This window comes from Sporosarcina sp. FSL W7-1283 (genome assembly GCF_038003105.1).
GTDB classification, from domain to species: Bacteria; Bacillota; Bacilli; order Bacillales_A; family Planococcaceae; genus Sporosarcina; species Sporosarcina newyorkensis.
The window spans coordinates 2,658,717-2,672,500 of the sequence record NZ_JBBOOL010000001.1 but is presented as its reverse complement, the minus strand read 5'-3'; the positions used below and the strand labels follow the sequence as shown (position 1 = coordinate 2,672,500).

10 protein-coding genes, 20 tRNA genes and 2 rRNA genes (1 of these 32 only partly in view) are annotated in these 13,784 nt (G+C 45.8%); 28 read left to right on the top strand and 4 right to left on the bottom strand.

All coding sequences use genetic code 11. The annotated features are described in order from the left end of the window. From MKY93_RS13895 to MKY93_RS13790, 22 genes are all read left to right on the top strand, one after another. A 23S ribosomal RNA gene (locus MKY93_RS13895) occupies window positions 1-1,153 on the top strand (it extends 1,773 nt beyond the left edge of the window). Between the two features lie 137 nt (window positions 1,154-1,290). Next, window positions 1,291-1,406 (top strand): 5S ribosomal RNA (gene rrf, locus MKY93_RS13890). 118 nt (window positions 1,407-1,524) lie between these two features. Then, a tRNA-Val gene (locus MKY93_RS13885) sits at window positions 1,525-1,600 on the top strand. A 16-nt stretch (window positions 1,601-1,616) separates the two neighbouring features. Beyond that, window positions 1,617-1,692 (top strand) — tRNA-Thr (locus MKY93_RS13880). Window positions 1,693-1,702: 10 nt separating this feature from the next. Beyond that, window positions 1,703-1,778, top strand: a tRNA-Lys gene (locus MKY93_RS13875). Window positions 1,779-1,803: 25 nt separating this feature from the next. After that, a tRNA-Leu gene (locus MKY93_RS13870) sits at window positions 1,804-1,885 on the top strand. Between the two features lie 8 nt (window positions 1,886-1,893). Continuing rightward, window positions 1,894-1,965, top strand: a tRNA-Gly gene (locus MKY93_RS13865). 11 nt (window positions 1,966-1,976) lie between these two features. Then, window positions 1,977-2,065 (top strand) — tRNA-Leu (locus tag MKY93_RS13860). 11 nt (window positions 2,066-2,076) lie between these two features. Further along, window positions 2,077-2,153, top strand: a tRNA-Arg gene (locus MKY93_RS13855). A 30-nt stretch (window positions 2,154-2,183) separates the two neighbouring features. Continuing rightward, a tRNA-Pro gene (locus MKY93_RS13850) sits at window positions 2,184-2,260 on the top strand. A 6-nt stretch (window positions 2,261-2,266) separates the two neighbouring features. Then, window positions 2,267-2,342 (top strand) — tRNA-Ala (locus MKY93_RS13845). A 29-nt stretch (window positions 2,343-2,371) separates the two neighbouring features. Then, a tRNA-Met gene (locus tag MKY93_RS13840) sits at window positions 2,372-2,445 on the top strand. A gap of 5 nt (window positions 2,446-2,450) precedes the next feature. Further along, window positions 2,451-2,527, top strand: a tRNA-Ile gene (locus MKY93_RS13835). A 15-nt stretch (window positions 2,528-2,542) separates the two neighbouring features. Continuing rightward, window positions 2,543-2,635 (top strand) — tRNA-Ser (locus MKY93_RS13830). Between the two features lie 91 nt (window positions 2,636-2,726). Continuing rightward, a tRNA-Met gene (locus MKY93_RS13825) sits at window positions 2,727-2,801 on the top strand. 1 nt (window position 2,802) lies between these two features. Continuing rightward, window positions 2,803-2,878 (top strand) — tRNA-Asp (locus MKY93_RS13820). Window positions 2,879-2,903: 25 nt separating this feature from the next. After that, a tRNA-Phe gene (locus MKY93_RS13815) sits at window positions 2,904-2,979 on the top strand. Window positions 2,980-2,984: 5 nt separating this feature from the next. Continuing rightward, window positions 2,985-3,058, top strand: a tRNA-Gly gene (locus MKY93_RS13810). 4 nt (window positions 3,059-3,062) lie between these two features. Beyond that, window positions 3,063-3,139: transfer RNA gene (locus MKY93_RS13805), tRNA-Ile, on the top strand. 1 nt (window position 3,140) lies between these two features. Beyond that, window positions 3,141-3,215: transfer RNA gene (locus MKY93_RS13800), tRNA-Asn, on the top strand. Window positions 3,216-3,219: 4 nt separating this feature from the next. Further along, a tRNA-Ser gene (locus MKY93_RS13795) sits at window positions 3,220-3,310 on the top strand. A gap of 8 nt (window positions 3,311-3,318) precedes the next feature. Continuing rightward, window positions 3,319-3,390, top strand: a tRNA-Glu gene (locus MKY93_RS13790). 215 nt (window positions 3,391-3,605) lie between these two features. Here the strand turns inward: MKY93_RS13790 and MKY93_RS13785 are convergent. Together MKY93_RS13785 and MKY93_RS13780 are read right to left on the bottom strand one after the other, a co-directional pair. Then, window positions 3,606-4,292: a TraR/DksA C4-type zinc finger protein gene (locus MKY93_RS13785; RefSeq protein ID WP_246602916.1), complete on the bottom strand. Its 687-nt coding sequence runs from the start codon at window positions 4,290-4,292 to the stop codon at window positions 3,606-3,608. A gap of 204 nt (window positions 4,293-4,496) precedes the next feature. After that, window positions 4,497-5,408, bottom strand: coding sequence for a 1,4-dihydroxy-2-naphthoate polyprenyltransferase (locus tag MKY93_RS13780; protein ID WP_221837294.1), 912 nt, complete (start codon window positions 5,406-5,408; stop codon window positions 4,497-4,499). Between the two features lie 234 nt (window positions 5,409-5,642). On the opposite strand from MKY93_RS13780, the gene MKY93_RS13775 reads away from it, so the two are divergent. The 5 genes from MKY93_RS13775 to MKY93_RS13755 all read left to right on the top strand — a co-directional run bounded on the left by MKY93_RS13775 (window position 5,643) and on the right by MKY93_RS13755 (window position 11,893). After that, window positions 5,643-7,019, top strand: a complete 1,377-nt coding sequence (locus MKY93_RS13775; RefSeq protein WP_340759577.1) for an isochorismate synthase — start codon at window positions 5,643-5,645, stop codon at window positions 7,017-7,019. Continuing rightward, entirely contained in the window at window positions 7,012-8,733 is a 1,722-nt protein-coding gene (menD, locus tag MKY93_RS13770; protein ID WP_221837290.1) for a 2-succinyl-5-enolpyruvyl-6-hydroxy-3-cyclohexene-1-carboxylic-acid synthase, read from the top strand. Before MKY93_RS13775 ends, menD begins: the two co-directional genes overlap by 8 nt. A 4-nt stretch (window positions 8,734-8,737) precedes the next feature. Further along, the gene (gene menH / locus MKY93_RS13765) at window positions 8,738-9,553 is read left to right on the top strand and encodes a 2-succinyl-6-hydroxy-2,4-cyclohexadiene-1-carboxylate synthase (RefSeq protein ID WP_078818248.1); all 816 of its coding nucleotides are present in this window, start codon (window positions 8,738-8,740) and stop codon (window positions 9,551-9,553) included. Window positions 9,554-9,565: 12 nt separating this feature from the next. Further along, the gene (gene menB, locus MKY93_RS13760; protein WP_009497987.1) at window positions 9,566-10,384 is read left to right on the top strand and encodes a 1,4-dihydroxy-2-naphthoyl-CoA synthase; all 819 of its coding nucleotides are present in this window, start codon (window positions 9,566-9,568) and stop codon (window positions 10,382-10,384) included. A gap of 69 nt (window positions 10,385-10,453) precedes the next feature. After that, window positions 10,454-11,893, top strand: a complete 1,440-nt coding sequence (locus MKY93_RS13755) for an o-succinylbenzoate--CoA ligase (RefSeq protein ID WP_340759574.1) — start codon at window positions 10,454-10,456, stop codon at window positions 11,891-11,893. Window positions 11,894-11,918: 25 nt separating this feature from the next. Here the strand turns inward: MKY93_RS13755 and MKY93_RS13750 are convergent, their stop codons facing one another. Both MKY93_RS13750 and yidD read right to left on the bottom strand, forming a co-directional pair. Continuing rightward, window positions 11,919-12,899 carry a metal ABC transporter solute-binding protein, Zn/Mn family gene (locus tag MKY93_RS13750; RefSeq protein ID WP_221837288.1) on the bottom strand — a complete coding sequence of 327 codons (981 nt, stop codon included), beginning with the start codon at window positions 12,897-12,899 and terminating at the stop codon, window positions 11,919-11,921. 96 nt (window positions 12,900-12,995) lie between these two features. Beyond that, the gene (gene yidD / locus MKY93_RS13745; RefSeq protein ID WP_009497984.1) at window positions 12,996-13,229 is read right to left on the bottom strand and encodes a membrane protein insertion efficiency factor YidD; all 234 of its coding nucleotides are present in this window, start codon (window positions 13,227-13,229) and stop codon (window positions 12,996-12,998) included. Window positions 13,230-13,324: 95 nt separating this feature from the next. On the opposite strand from yidD, the gene MKY93_RS13740 reads away from it, so the two are divergent. After that, entirely contained in the window at window positions 13,325-13,774 is a 450-nt protein-coding gene (locus MKY93_RS13740; RefSeq protein WP_009497983.1) for a Dps family protein, read from the top strand. The last annotated feature ends 10 nt before the right edge of the window (window positions 13,775-13,784 follow it).

The window sequence follows — 13,784 nt, the reverse complement described above, 5'->3', positions numbered from 1 at the left end:
AGAGCCGCAGTGAATAGGCCCAGGCGACTGTTTAGCAAAAACACAGGTCTCTGCAAAACCGTAAGGTGACGTATAGGGGCTGACGCCTGCCCGGTGCTGGAAGGTTAAGAGGAGGGGTTAGCGCAAGCGAAGCTCTGAATTGAAGCCCCAGTAAACGGCGGCCGTAACTATAACGGTCCTAAGGTAGCGAAATTCCTTGTCGGGTAAGTTCCGACCCGCACGAAAGGCGTAACGATCTGGGCACTGTCTCAACGAGAGACTCGGTGAAATTATAATATGCGTGAAGATGCGCATTACCCGCGACAGGACGGAAAGACCCCGTGGAGCTTTACTGTAGCCTGATATTGAATTCCGGTGCAGCCTGTACAGGATAGGTAGGAGCCTTGGATTCCGGAGCGCCAGCTTCGGAGGAGGCGTTGGTGGGATACTACCCTGGCTGTATTGGACTTCTAACCCATGCCCGTGATCCGGGCAGGAGACAGTGTCAGGTGGGCAGTTTGACTGGGGCGGTCGCCTCCTAAAGAGTAACGGAGGCGCCCAAAGGTTCCCTCAGAATGGTTGGACATCATTCGTAGAGTGCAAAGGCATAAGGGAGCTTGACTGCGAGACCTACAAGTCGAGCAGGGTCGAAAGACGGGCTTAGTGATCCGGTGGTTCCGCATGGAAGGGCCATCGCTCAACGGATAAAAGCTACCCCGGGGATAACAGGCTTATCTCCCCCAAGAGTCCACATCGACGGGGAGGTTTGGCACCTCGATGTCGGCTCGTCGCATCCTGGGGCTGTAGTCGGTCCCAAGGGTTGGGCTGTTCGCCCATTAAAGCGGCACGCGAGCTGGGTTCAGAACGTCGTGAGACAGTTCGGTCCCTATCCGTCGCGGGCGCAGGAAATTTGAGAAGAGCTGTCCTTAGTACGAGAGGACCGGGATGGACATACCGCTGGTGTACCAGTTGTCTTGCCAAAGGCATCGCTGGGTAGCTATGTATGGACGGGATAAATGCTGAAAGCATCTAAGCATGAAGCCCCCTTCAAGATGAGATTTCCCATTACGCAAGTAAGTAAGATCCCTCAAAGATGATGAGGTGGATAGGTCTGGGGTGGAAGCACGGCGACGTGTGCAGCTGACAGATACTAATCGATCGAGGACTTAACCTATTTTAAGAAGTACTACTTGAGGTACACAATGTCTTTTATTCAGTTTTGAGTGAACAAAAATTCACTAAAAAACTAAAATAACACTTGCTTTATTTGAAATAAGTGTTATAATAGTAAATGTCCGACGAAAGGACAAGTCTGGTGACGATAGCGAAGAGGTCACACCCGTTCCCATACCGAACACGGAAGTTAAGCTCTTCAGCGCTGATGGTAGTAGGGGGCTTCCCCCTGTGAGAGTAAGACGTCGCCAGGCAATCACTTTCTTTTGATTTGCAATCTACAATTTAGTATTTCATACATAATAAAGTGGTCATAGAAAATGAAGGAATTTAGCAGACATAGCAATGCGAAGATTATCGCAATTTTACCCAGGAGGATTAGCTCAGCTGGGAGAGCACCTGCCTTACAAGCAGGGGGTCGGCGGTTCGAGCCCGTCATCCTCCACCATATTTTCTACACTTTTGCCGGTGTAGCTCAACTGGTAGAGCAACTGACTTGTAATCAGTAGGTTGAGGGTTCAAGTCCTTTCGCCGGCACCACTTCATGTACGAGCCATTAGCTCAGTTGGTAGAGCATCTGACTTTTAATCAGAGGGTCACAGGTTCGAATCCTGTATGGCTCACCACTTTATTGGCAAATGCCAACATACTGCGGGTGTGGTGGAACTGGCAGACACGCTAGACTTAGGATCTAGTGCCTTCGGGCGTGGGGGTTCGACTCCCTTCACCCGCACTTTTTTTGCGGAAGTAGTTCAGTGGTAGAATACGACCTTGCCAAGGTCGGGGTCGCGGGTTCGAATCCCGTCTTCCGCTTATCCACTCTTGCCGGGGTGGCGGAACTGGCAGACGCACAGGACTTAAAATCCTGCGGTAGGTGACTACCGTACCGGTTCGATTCCGGTTCTCGGCACCATTTATAAATATGCGCCCGTAGCTCAATTGGATAGAGCGTCTGACTACGGATCAGAAGGTTGTGGGTTCGACTCCTGCCGGGCGCGCCATATTTAATCAAAAATTATACATAACATAGTCGGGAAGTAGCTCAGCTTGGTAGAGCACTTGGTTTGGGACCAAGGGGTCGCAGGTTCGAATCCTGTCTTCCCGACCACTTATTGGGGCCTTAGCTCAGCTGGGAGAGCGCCTGCCTTGCACGCAGGAGGTCAGCGGTTCGATCCCGCTAGGCTCCACCAATAATATAAGTTTATAACTGACTAATTGTGGCGGCGTAGCTCAGCTGGCTAGAGCGTACGGTTCATACCCGTAAGGTCGTGGGTTCGATCCCCTCCGCCGCTATCTAAGGACCTTTAGCTCAGTTGGTTAGAGCAGACGGCTCATAACCGTCCGGTCGCAGGTTCGAGTCCTGCAAGGTCCACCAGTTTAATTAATGTACGGAGGAATACCCAAGCCCGGCTGAAGGGATCGGTCTTGAAAACCGACAGGGGTGTTAAAGCCCGCGGGGGTTCGAATCCCTCTTCCTCCGCCATATTTATTAAAACAAACCCTTTACTTTGCTAACTTGTTATGTTACAATAATGTAGTCGGGTTGAAAAAGAAGTTTGAAAGTATTTTATTGTCGCGGGGTGGAGCAGTGGTAGCTCGTTGGGCTCATAACCCAAAGGTCGCAGGTTCAAATCCTGCCCCCGCAACCAAGGTCCCGTGGTGTAGCGGTTAACATGCCTGCCTGTCACGCAGGAGATCGCGGGTTCGATTCCCGTCGGGACCGCCATTTTTATTTTAAAGAATTACAATGTGGCTCAGTAGCTCAGTCGGTAGAGCAAAGGACTGAAAATCCTTGTGTCGGCGGTTCGATTCCGTCCTGAGCCACCATTAATGCGGGTGTAGTTTAGTGGTAAAACCTCAGCCTTCCAAGCTGATGATGAGGGTTCGATTCCCTTCACCCGCTCCATTAGGGGCCTATAGCTCAGCTGGTTAGAGCGCACGCCTGATAAGCGTGAGGTCGGTGGTTCGAGTCCACTTAGGCCCACCATTCCGCAGTAGCTCAGTGGTAGAGCAATCGGCTGTTAACCGATCGGTCGTAGGTTCGAATCCTACCTGCGGAGCCAATATGGGGAAGTACTCAAGTGGCTCAAGAGGCGCCCCTGCTAAGGGTGTAGGTCGCGAAAGCGGCGCGAGGGTTCGAATCCCTCCTTCTCCGCCATACGTTTTGGCCCCTTGGTCAAGCGGTTAAGACACCGCCCTTTCACGGCGGTAACACGGGTTCGAATCCCGTAGGGGTCATACCAAAAAGAGACAATGCACATATAATTGTGCATTGTCTCTTTTTATTTAGTAGATTGCTAAATATAAAATTAGCAGCAGCGTGTGGTCTGAAAGCTTTAAGGTTCATTCCGACGATACTCGCGGTTCTCCGAGTCTCTTGCCCGGTTATATTATTACATATGGAAAGGCTGGTGCTGAAAGTTACAATAACTTTCAGTACCAGCCTTTTTTCTTTATTTTTTATCATCTACATAACTGTCGCCTTTATGATAAGGTATATCGCCAAGAGGTGATTCTAACCCTTCTGCATCGAGCTCTTCTTTGTATTCTTCTGATTCCTCACTGTGCACGACGCCAGCAGGTTCACCTGTGATATCTGATACAGCAAAATCTTCATATTCCTCTGTAGCTTCGTCACTATCATCATCATAAAGATCATCATAATCACGATTTTCATTACCGCTAAAATCGGAAGGAGTTTCGGAAGTGCCGGACCTTGCGATTTCTTGAAAACTGTCTTCGTAATCTCTTCTGTCACCGGATCTACGTTCGGCAAATGAATTCGGTTCTGCCATAATTAAAATATCTTCCTCTACTGGACGATCCTCGGGAACGGATTGTTCTGCATCTTCAATACATACAGTTGTAAACGGAATGGCTTCTAAACGTTCGTATTGAATGTTCTTTCCGCATACTTCACACGTCCCGTACGTTCCGTCTTTGATAGCCTGGAGTGCATGCTGGACTTTTCCTAGCTCGTCTTCCGCATGTGTGTTCAAGGCTATATCTTTTTCACGTTCATACAATTCAGTTCCCATATCAGCTGGATGGTTATCGTACATCGATAGCTCCCCAACCGAATCTTGGGCTGACTGCACCATCTCCGTTTCCTTTTCGGTCTGGGTTAAACTTTCTTCCATAGCATGTAGTTCTTTTTCTAAGGTTTGTATTTGTTGTGTAGTTAGCAATTCATTCACGACCCTTTCTGTATGGCTTTCCTAAATAGGAATGGAGTTTGGGAAAGCTTTATTACTTCAGTCATTCCCTGTTTCTTAGGAAGCGTAAACCTTTCCAACAAAAAAACGCCTACCTTTTGCAGTGTAGACGTTTGAGATGTGGTTTATTCAGATGAAATGAGCGATAAGTATTCCAATACCCAGAAGAAATCCAAACAATGTATTGGTCACTCCTGTGTCTTTCATAGCCGGCATCACGTGAATCGGTTGCTCGTATTGCCTGAACGTTTTAATTGCATAAAGCGGTTTAGGTATACTTAGAAGAACAAGTAAAGCCCAAGCGGATACATGACCAGTAAGAACAAGTACGATAATCCAAACATAGGACACGATAAAGAATGAGGCGAGTATGGTGACAGCATTTGAGCGTCCTGTCAGAATTGCTAATGTCTTGCGGCCGCCTTTGGTGTCTCCTACGATATCACGTATATTGTTTGCCATCATGATCGCTGCGACGAGCAGCATACTTGGCACGGACAGTAAGATTGCATTTCCTGTAATAGTTCCTGTCTGTATGAAGAAAGCAATTAAAATCAACAGCATTCCCATAACAAAACCGGATACTAACTCACCAAATGGTGTATATGCGATGGGGTAGGGACCGCCGGTATAAAGATAGCCGATCAACATGGCGATGGATCCAACTACTGCAAGAACCCAGGAAGTTTGCATGCAAATGTAGATGCCTAGAAGAACCGACAGGCCATATAATAGCAATGCTAAATTAAGGACAGTTTTCGGTTTCACGCCATTTCGTACAATTGTGCCGCCAATGCCGATAGAGTGCTCATCATCGAGCCCCCTCTTGAAGTCGTAGTATTCATTGAACATATTCGTTGCCATTTGCAAGAATAAGCTTGCCGTCAGCATAGCCAGGAATAGCGGAAAATGAATGGCTCCATATTGCAGTGCGATCATGGTGCCTAAAAAGACAGGTGCAAAGGCTGCGGTTAATGTGTGCGGTCTTGTGAGCTGCCACCAAACGCGCCAGCCGGTAGTAGATTCTATTGTGTGTTGCACGTGTAATCTCTCCTTATTTATAATCAATACTTACTATTATACAACAAAAGCAATCTGTTAGGTATGGTGATTGGTCAACCGAACGCATTTGTCGAAGGACCTCGAGAACAGGAAGACTTATCATACTAAGTAAAGCATTCGATGTGATAGAATAGAGGTACTTATAGTCCGGCTACTATATGGCTGGAAGAAATTTATCGACAACATATTGAATGATAGTAAGGAGAGAGTAGGATGAACCGGAAATTGACCGATCGAGCGAATTTAGGTCAGACTGTAGGAACGGAAGCTCGTTTTTTTACGGAAACAATAGAAGTGGAAACGCTTGATCCGCTTGCCTTTTTTGAAGCAGGGCGTTCACATTATGGCGATCATCGTTTTTTTTGGCAAAATGCAGATAAAACAGTCAAGCTGGTTGGCGTTGGTCAGGCAGCCGTGCTGACTGCTGACACACACCGCTTTCAATCGATATCCAGACAATGGAAAGCCCTTTGCGGAAGACTGATCAAAGAGGAAAAAGATATGGATCCCGTGCTGTTCGGAGGGTTTTCATTCGATCCACAAACGAGACAGGATGATGAATGGACTGCATTCCCGGCAGCGTATTTCACGGTGCCTTTGATTCAATTGAAAATTGATAACGGTAAGACATACGTATCGATCAATTATGTTACAGACGAGCTAGAGGCAGCTGCTCAGTTTGAAGGGTTGCGTCAAGAACGTGACCGCTTGCTTCATATCGCGCAAGTGGATGAGTTCACATTACAAGGTAAACCAGCGATCGTTTCACAGACGGAATTGGCTACTGATCGCTATATGGAGGCAGTCGAGAATGTGACTTCCCAAATTAAAGCGCAGGTGGCGGAGAAAGTTGTCATTGCGCGTAAGATCAAATTGTCTTTTGAAGAGGAATTTCAAAAAGCAACTGCCCTGCACGCAATTACGAATGAACAGCAAGCGAGCTATCATTTCGGTTTGCAAATAGGAGAAGAGATGTTTTTTGGTGCGACTCCTGAGCGACTTGTGGAAATTTCAAAAGGACAAGCATATTCAGCCTGTGTAGCCGGCTCCATACATCGTGGAAAAACAGCCCTTGAAGATCAGCAGCTTGGCGAACAATTGCTGCGTGACAAGAAAAATCGGGAAGAACATCAATATGTAGTAGATATGATTACGGAAGTATTTTCTGAGTTCTGTTCCTCCTTGCATGTGAATAAAACACCAAAACTATTGAAGGTCCGAGATATTCAACATTTATTCACGCCAGTGGAAGGAAAATTAGCTGAAGATCAGGAGATTTTCCGTCTCGTGGAAGCCCTTCATCCGACGCCTGCCCTCGGCGGGGTTCCGCGCAAGAAGGCGCTTGCGATCATTCGGGATGAAGAGCAAATGGACAGAGGGTTTTATGCAGGACCGATTGGTTGGACGGATGCAGCAGGAAATGGAGAGTTTGCTGTCGCAATTCGTTCAGGACTGCTGTCTGGCAAAGATGCCTATCTATATGCAGGCGGAGGTATCGTGGCGGATTCCATGCCGACTGAAGAGTATAAGGAAACATGGGTAAAATTCAGACCTGTTTTGCGTGCGCTCGGAGGAAGTTTACATGAATGATCATCGTGCAGGATTGACGAACTATGTGCTTCGTCTAACAGAAACTTTGGTGCAACAAGGAGCCAATAAGGCGGTCATCAGTCCAGGTTCCAGATCGACGCCGCTTGCTTATGCATTCTCAAAGTCCGAAGATATGCAGACTTTTATTCAAACAGATGAACGTTCTGCAGCATTTTATGCACTCGGACTGGTGAAAGCGACTGGACGGCCAGTCGTTCTGCTATGTACGTCGGGTACTGCTGCATCGAATTATCATCCGGCAGTAACAGAGGCCTATTATGCTCGTCTGCCTCTTATTGTCATCACCGCAGACCGTCCGCATGAACTGCGTGAAGTCGGTGCTCCGCAGGCGATAGACCAGATTCGTATGTTTGGGGAGCACGTTAAAGAAAGTGTAGACTTTCCTGTTCCCGAAAACCGTGCAGAAATTCTGAATTACATGGAACAGCGGGCAGTCCGGCTGCTTGCTGTTGCGAAAACTGCACCACAGGGTCCAGTCCATCTGAATGTGCCGTTTCGGGAGCCGTTGCTAATTGATTTAGAAGGACAGGCACCGGTCAGCAGGTTCCAACAGCAATTCATCGGTGAAGCCTCGTTGTCTAATGACATGAAGGATTTCTTACAGCAAGCGATAACTAAGTCAAAGCGAGGTATTTTGATCATCGGTGAACAGCCGCCTGAATTGCAGAAAGAGCAGTTCTGGCAATTTGCTAAGTCGCTTCAGTGGCCGGTATTATGTGACCCGCTATCCAATTTGCGTTCGCAGGTACCAGCTGACTGTATCGATTTATGTATCGATCAATATGACGCATTGTTAAAAAGTGAAACATTTAGCGAAGGGGTACAGCCAGACTGTGTCATCCGTTTCGGACCACAGCCTGTTTCTAAGCCATTAACGTTGTTTTTAAAGAGGGTCTGTCCAAAAACATATATTGTAGTGGATGAATCCCCAAATTATCGCGATCCCTTAGGTCTGACAACGCATCATTTGCAAACTACAGCAAGGAGTGTTTGGCAGGAGATGGATGTCTGTCTTGAACGGGCTGACTATACAAATCAATGGCTTCAAGCGAACCAGATTTCCACTGATGTGCTCAATGATGAAATGTATTTTAACGGAGATGAAGGGCATATCGTGCGTCAGTTCATTGCACATCTGCCTAATAAAGCTGATGTCGTGTGCAGCAGCAGTATGCCGATACGTGATTTGGATACGTATTTTAAGAAGACCGAAAAAGATATTTCGCTATTTTGCAATCGGGGGACAAATGGTATCGATGGCGTAGTTTCGACTGCTCTTGGTATCCAAGAAGGCCGCAAACGAACTACCTATTTATTAATTGGTGATTTGGCGTTTTTACATGATTTGAATGGATTGATCATATCCAGATTACAGGAGACAGATTTAACGATTATCATCGTCAATAATAATGGCGGGGGCATCTTCTCCTATCTGCCTCAAGCATCTGTGGAAGACTATTATGAGCAATTATTCGGTACTCCGACGAATTTGACATTCAATCATATTGCGGCGATGTATGAAGCGCAGTATGATGCGGTGTCTACAGTGGAGGCATTTGAAAACGTAATGCAAGCGACTAAAACGTCCAGCCTGCGAATGATTGAAGTCTTTACGAATCGTGCGGATAATGTGGAAGCACATCGGACGGTATGGCGAGAAATCGCGAAGAGGGTGGAATGCATTGAAGGCTGAAGTCATGGACATCCGTGGAATTCAAACCTATGTAGAACGCCATGGAGATGAGCAATTACCGGCGATTGTCCTGTTGCATGGCTTTACGGGCTCAACAGATACATGGCGGGAAACGATCGATATACTTCTGACACAGCATTATGTCATCACGGTCGATTTAATTGGTCACGGCAGAACGGCCTCTCCAACGGAGCCAGAACGTTATCAAATGAATGAACAGATTGAAGATTTGCATCAGTTATTGGCAGATCTACACATTGAGCAGCCCATTCTGTTAGGGTATTCAATGGGCGGAAGAGTAGCGCTTGGCTATGCCGCAACGTATTCCGACCAAATTGCCGGCTTGATACTAGAAAGCAGTTCACCTGGTTTAGGAACGGAAGCTGAACGGACTACACGCTGTGTTGCAGACGCAAAGTTAGCGGAGCGAATCGAAAACGAAGGAATCGAGAAATTCGTCGATTTTTGGCAGGAAATTCCCCTTTTTCATTCGCAAAAAAAACTTTCGGATGAGAAGCAGCTGGCTGTGCGGCTTGAGCGACTGAAGCAGCAGCCGCTTGGCTTGGCAAATAGTCTGAGGGGAATTGGGACAGGAAGTCAGCCATCATATTGGGATGAGTTGACGCATTTTGAGTTTCCAGTTTTGCTCATCACGGGAAGTGAAGATGAGAAATTTGAAAATATTGCCCGGGAAATGAAACGATTATTGCCAAATGCCTTGCATGAAACGATAAAAGACGCGGGACATGCAATTCATGTGGAAAAACCGCGGCAATTTGCTACAATGATAAAGAGCTATCTGAAAACAGTTGGAAAATGAGGAGGAGTTAGTATGACCCGTCAATGGGAAACGCTTCGTACATATGATGATATTAAATATGAAATGTACAACGGCATTGCAAAAATTACGATCAATCGTCCAGAAGTGCGAAATGCATTCCGGCCGAAAACCGTTTCTGAAATGATTGATGCATTTTCACGAGCAAGAGATGATCAACGTATCGGTGTCATCGTGTTAACAGGTGAAGGAGAAAAGGCTTTCTGTTCAGGAGGCGACCAATCTGTTCGCGGTCACGGTGGATACGTAGGTGACGATGAGATTCCTCGCTTGAACGTGTTGGATCTGCAACGTCTAATTCGCGTAATTCCGAAGCCGGTTGTCGCAATGGTTGCTGGTTATGCAATCGGTGGCGGCCACGTTCTGCATGTTGTTTGTGATTTGACAATTGCAGCTGATAATGCACGTTTCGGACAGACTGGACCGACTGTTGGTTCATTCGATGCTGGTTACGGATCTGGTTACTTAGCGCGTATTGTGGGCCATAAGAAAGCGCGTGAAATCTGGTACTTATGCCGTCAATATGATGCGCAGGAAGCACTCGACATGGGTCTGGTCAACACAGTTGTTCCTTACGATCAATTGGAAGATGAAACCGTACAATGGTGTGAGGAAATGTTGAGTAAGAGTCCGACTGCATTGCGCTTCTTGAAAGCTGCAATGAATGCGGATACGGATGGACTGGCTGGACTTCAGCAAATGGCTGGAGACGCTACACTTCTTTATTACACAACGGATGAAGCGAAAGAAGGACGCGATGCATTTAAAGAAAAACGCAAACCGGACTTCGATCAGTTCCCGCGTTTCCCTTAAACGTTTTAAAAGCTGCCTATAATGGGCAGCTTTTTCATTACACTATTTAATTGGAGGTTGTAGTTTCTTATGATGATCCCGAATTGGTTGCATCAGCGTGCGAAGGTGTCTCCAGAGCTGTCCGCTTTGGTGGGAAAGGAAGGGCAATGGACTTTCCGTGAATTGTACGAAGCGTCGCTTGGAATCGCACAACAGCTACATAGTTTTAATATTGCATCGGGTGATAGAGTAGCTTTATTGAGCCATTCCAATGAAGAGACCGTGTTATTCATTCATGCGTCCTGGTTATTGAGTGTGGAAGTAGTGTTTCTCAATAGCCGACTTACTGAAGACGAACTAGAATGGCAAATTAACGATGCGGAAGTTGAGATAGTGGTCGTCGATGACCGGGTTGCCCAGACTCCTATTCTAGACGGAGTGGAATGTTTGTCCTATTCAACTATTCGCCAAGCGGAACGAAAAGAATTCGAGGTAGTGGAACTGTGGGAAGAAGATCGGGCGCTTTCGGTCATGTATACTTCAGGCACCACAGGCGTTCCAAAAGGCGTGCGTCAGACAGCCGGCAATCATACATCTAGTGCTCTGGCTTCTGTGTTGAATCTAGGATTAACGGATCGAGATTCTTGGCTTTGTATGATGCCGTTATTCCATATTAGCGGCTTATCAATTATCATTCGTTCCGTTATTTATGGAATGGAGACGCGACTTTACGAAAAATTTGATGCAAAAGAGGCCGCAGCACAGATTACAGCAGGAACAGTAACGGCTATGTCAGTTGTTGCGTTGACATTAGATCAAATTGTTCGGGTCATAGAAGAAGGGAACAGTAAAGCCCATCCGACATTCCGGACGATGCTGGTCGGCGGTGGGCCCGTCCCGCTTGATTATTTAGAAAGGGCTGCTGAGTGCGGTTTGCCTATTTTACAGACGTACGGCATGACGGAAACTTCTTCTCAAACTGCGACTCTCGGGAAAGTAGATGCTGTTCGTAAATTAGGATCTGCCGGAAAGCCGCTGTTTTTTAATCAGATTAAAATTAAAGGGACAGATCAGGCGAGAGAAGTGGGTGAGGTCCTTATAAAAGGTCCACATGTCACACCAGGGTATATTGGAAGCCAAAGTAACCGTTCACCACTCACGGGAGATGGCTGGCTCGCTACGGGTGATGCTGGATATTTAGATGAAGAGGGATATTTATTCATCGTTGATCGACGCGCAGACTTAATTATTTCTGGCGGAGAGAACATCTATCCTGCTGAAATTGAAAACGTCCTATTGGCACATCCCGCAGTTAGGGAAGCGGGGGTTTGCGCAAAAGATGACGACCAATGGGGACAAGTCCCAGTAGCCTTCCTCATTAGCGATCAGGTTTCAGAACAGGAGATACTGGCGTATTGCGCGCAACACTTAGCTCGCTACAAAGTACCGAAAGAGATTCGATTTGTCGATCAGCTGCCGCGCAATGCGTCCAATAAGTTAATGCGTTTCGAATTGAAAAAAAGTCTTTAAAAAAACAGTGGAGTCAACCCCACTGTTAGTTACTTAATGCTTTTTTTAATACTTGAAGATTCTGTTCCATCAGCGAGAAGTAATCCTTCCCTTTGTCAATATCTTCATTTGTCAACACGCTTAAATTATGAAGAGTCAGCACTTCCGCATTGAGTTCTTTCTGAATGACTTCTGCTAATTTAGAGCTGACATTTTGTTCGAATAAAATATATTGAATGTCTTTCTCTTTTGCTTCTTGAACAAGTGCAGCCAACTGTTTTTGGGAAGGTTCGTTTTGTGAGTCAAGTCCCGAGACAGCAAGTTGCTGAAGCCCATACGTATCCGCTAAATAACCAAAGGCAGCGTGTGAGACAAAGAACGTTTTATTCGGTGCTTCATCCGCCATTGTTTTATATTGGCGATCCAATTTTTCCAAATCGTCATACAGTGTATCGAAATTTTCTTGGAATTGGTCTGCGTGTTCCGGCAATTCATCGGTTAACTCATCTTTAATCTTCTCGGCGAGCAACGTGCTTAAAAAGGGCGAGATCCATACATGCGGATCAACTGCGGAATCATGACCATGATCGTGATTATGGTCTTCCTCCTCGTGTTCATGTGAATGACCTTCGTGATCATGTGAATGTCCTGGCTCCAACTCTTCCGGGTCTATATCATCTGCAATAGAAACGAGTTGCACATGTTCATTTTGCAACGTCTTTTCGGTTTTCTGAACAAAACCTTCCAAGCCAAGCCCGACGTAAAAGAACAGATCCGCTTTCGCTAAGGACATCATATCTTTTTGAGTGGGTTCGAAAACGTGTTCATCTGTTCCAGGCGGATAAATGGATTGAACGTCAACAAACTCTCCGCCAATACGTTCTGTAAAATATTGAAGGGGATAGACGGTCGTGTAAATAAGAAGCTTAGTGGATGAAGGAGATTCATTTTCATCTACTGCCTTTTTGCTGCATCCGCTTAGCAAAAGCAATAGGGCAACAGCTGCGAGAAAGTAACGATTTTTCATTTTAATAGGCCTCCATGACGGTAATAGGAATGATTACTATTTAGGTAACTTACTCATCATACAAGATTATTTTTGTGAATGCAACATTCGTTTACTTCATTTTTTTCTAGACTTCTTCATTGGGACTGGATCAAACCCGCCTTCGTGAAAAGGATGACATTTCAATATTCGTTTCACAGCAAGCCAGCTGCCTTTGAGTGCGCCGTGTGTTTCAATTGCTTCTACTCCATAATGTGAACAGGTAGGATAAAACCGGCAAGAAGGCGGAAACATAGGTGATATGAACTTTTGATAGAAACGTATACCTAATAATAAGACTTTCTTCAACATATGAATCACCTTCCGATGTAATTAGGTTTAGTTTACTGGCAAAAGTGGTAAAATAAAAGAGAGAAGCTTAAAAATGATTAGGAGAGTGTTTTTTTATGTCTAAGGAATTAATTCAAGAATTGAACAAGCAAGTATCTACGTGGTCTGTAATGTATGCAAAGTTGCATAATTATCATTGGTATGTAAAAGGAAGTCATTTCTTTACTCTCCACGCAAAATTTGAAGAGTTATACGACGAAGCGACAGTGCATATGGATGAAATTGCAGAGCGAGTACTGACATTAGGCGGAAAACCGACTGCTACGCTATCTGAGCATTTGGAAAGTTCGGTAGTGAGCGAGGCAAATGGAACGGAAAAAGCGAATGATATGGTCCAAGCGTTAGTAGATGATTTTGATAAGATTATGAAATCGTTGAAAAAGGGAATGGATCTCGCTTCAAAAGATTCAGATGATATGACAGAAGATATGCTCAATGCGGTTTATCAGAGCATCGAAAAACACCAATGGATGCTGAATGCATTTTTAGGCGAAACGAATGAATGAAAATCCTTCA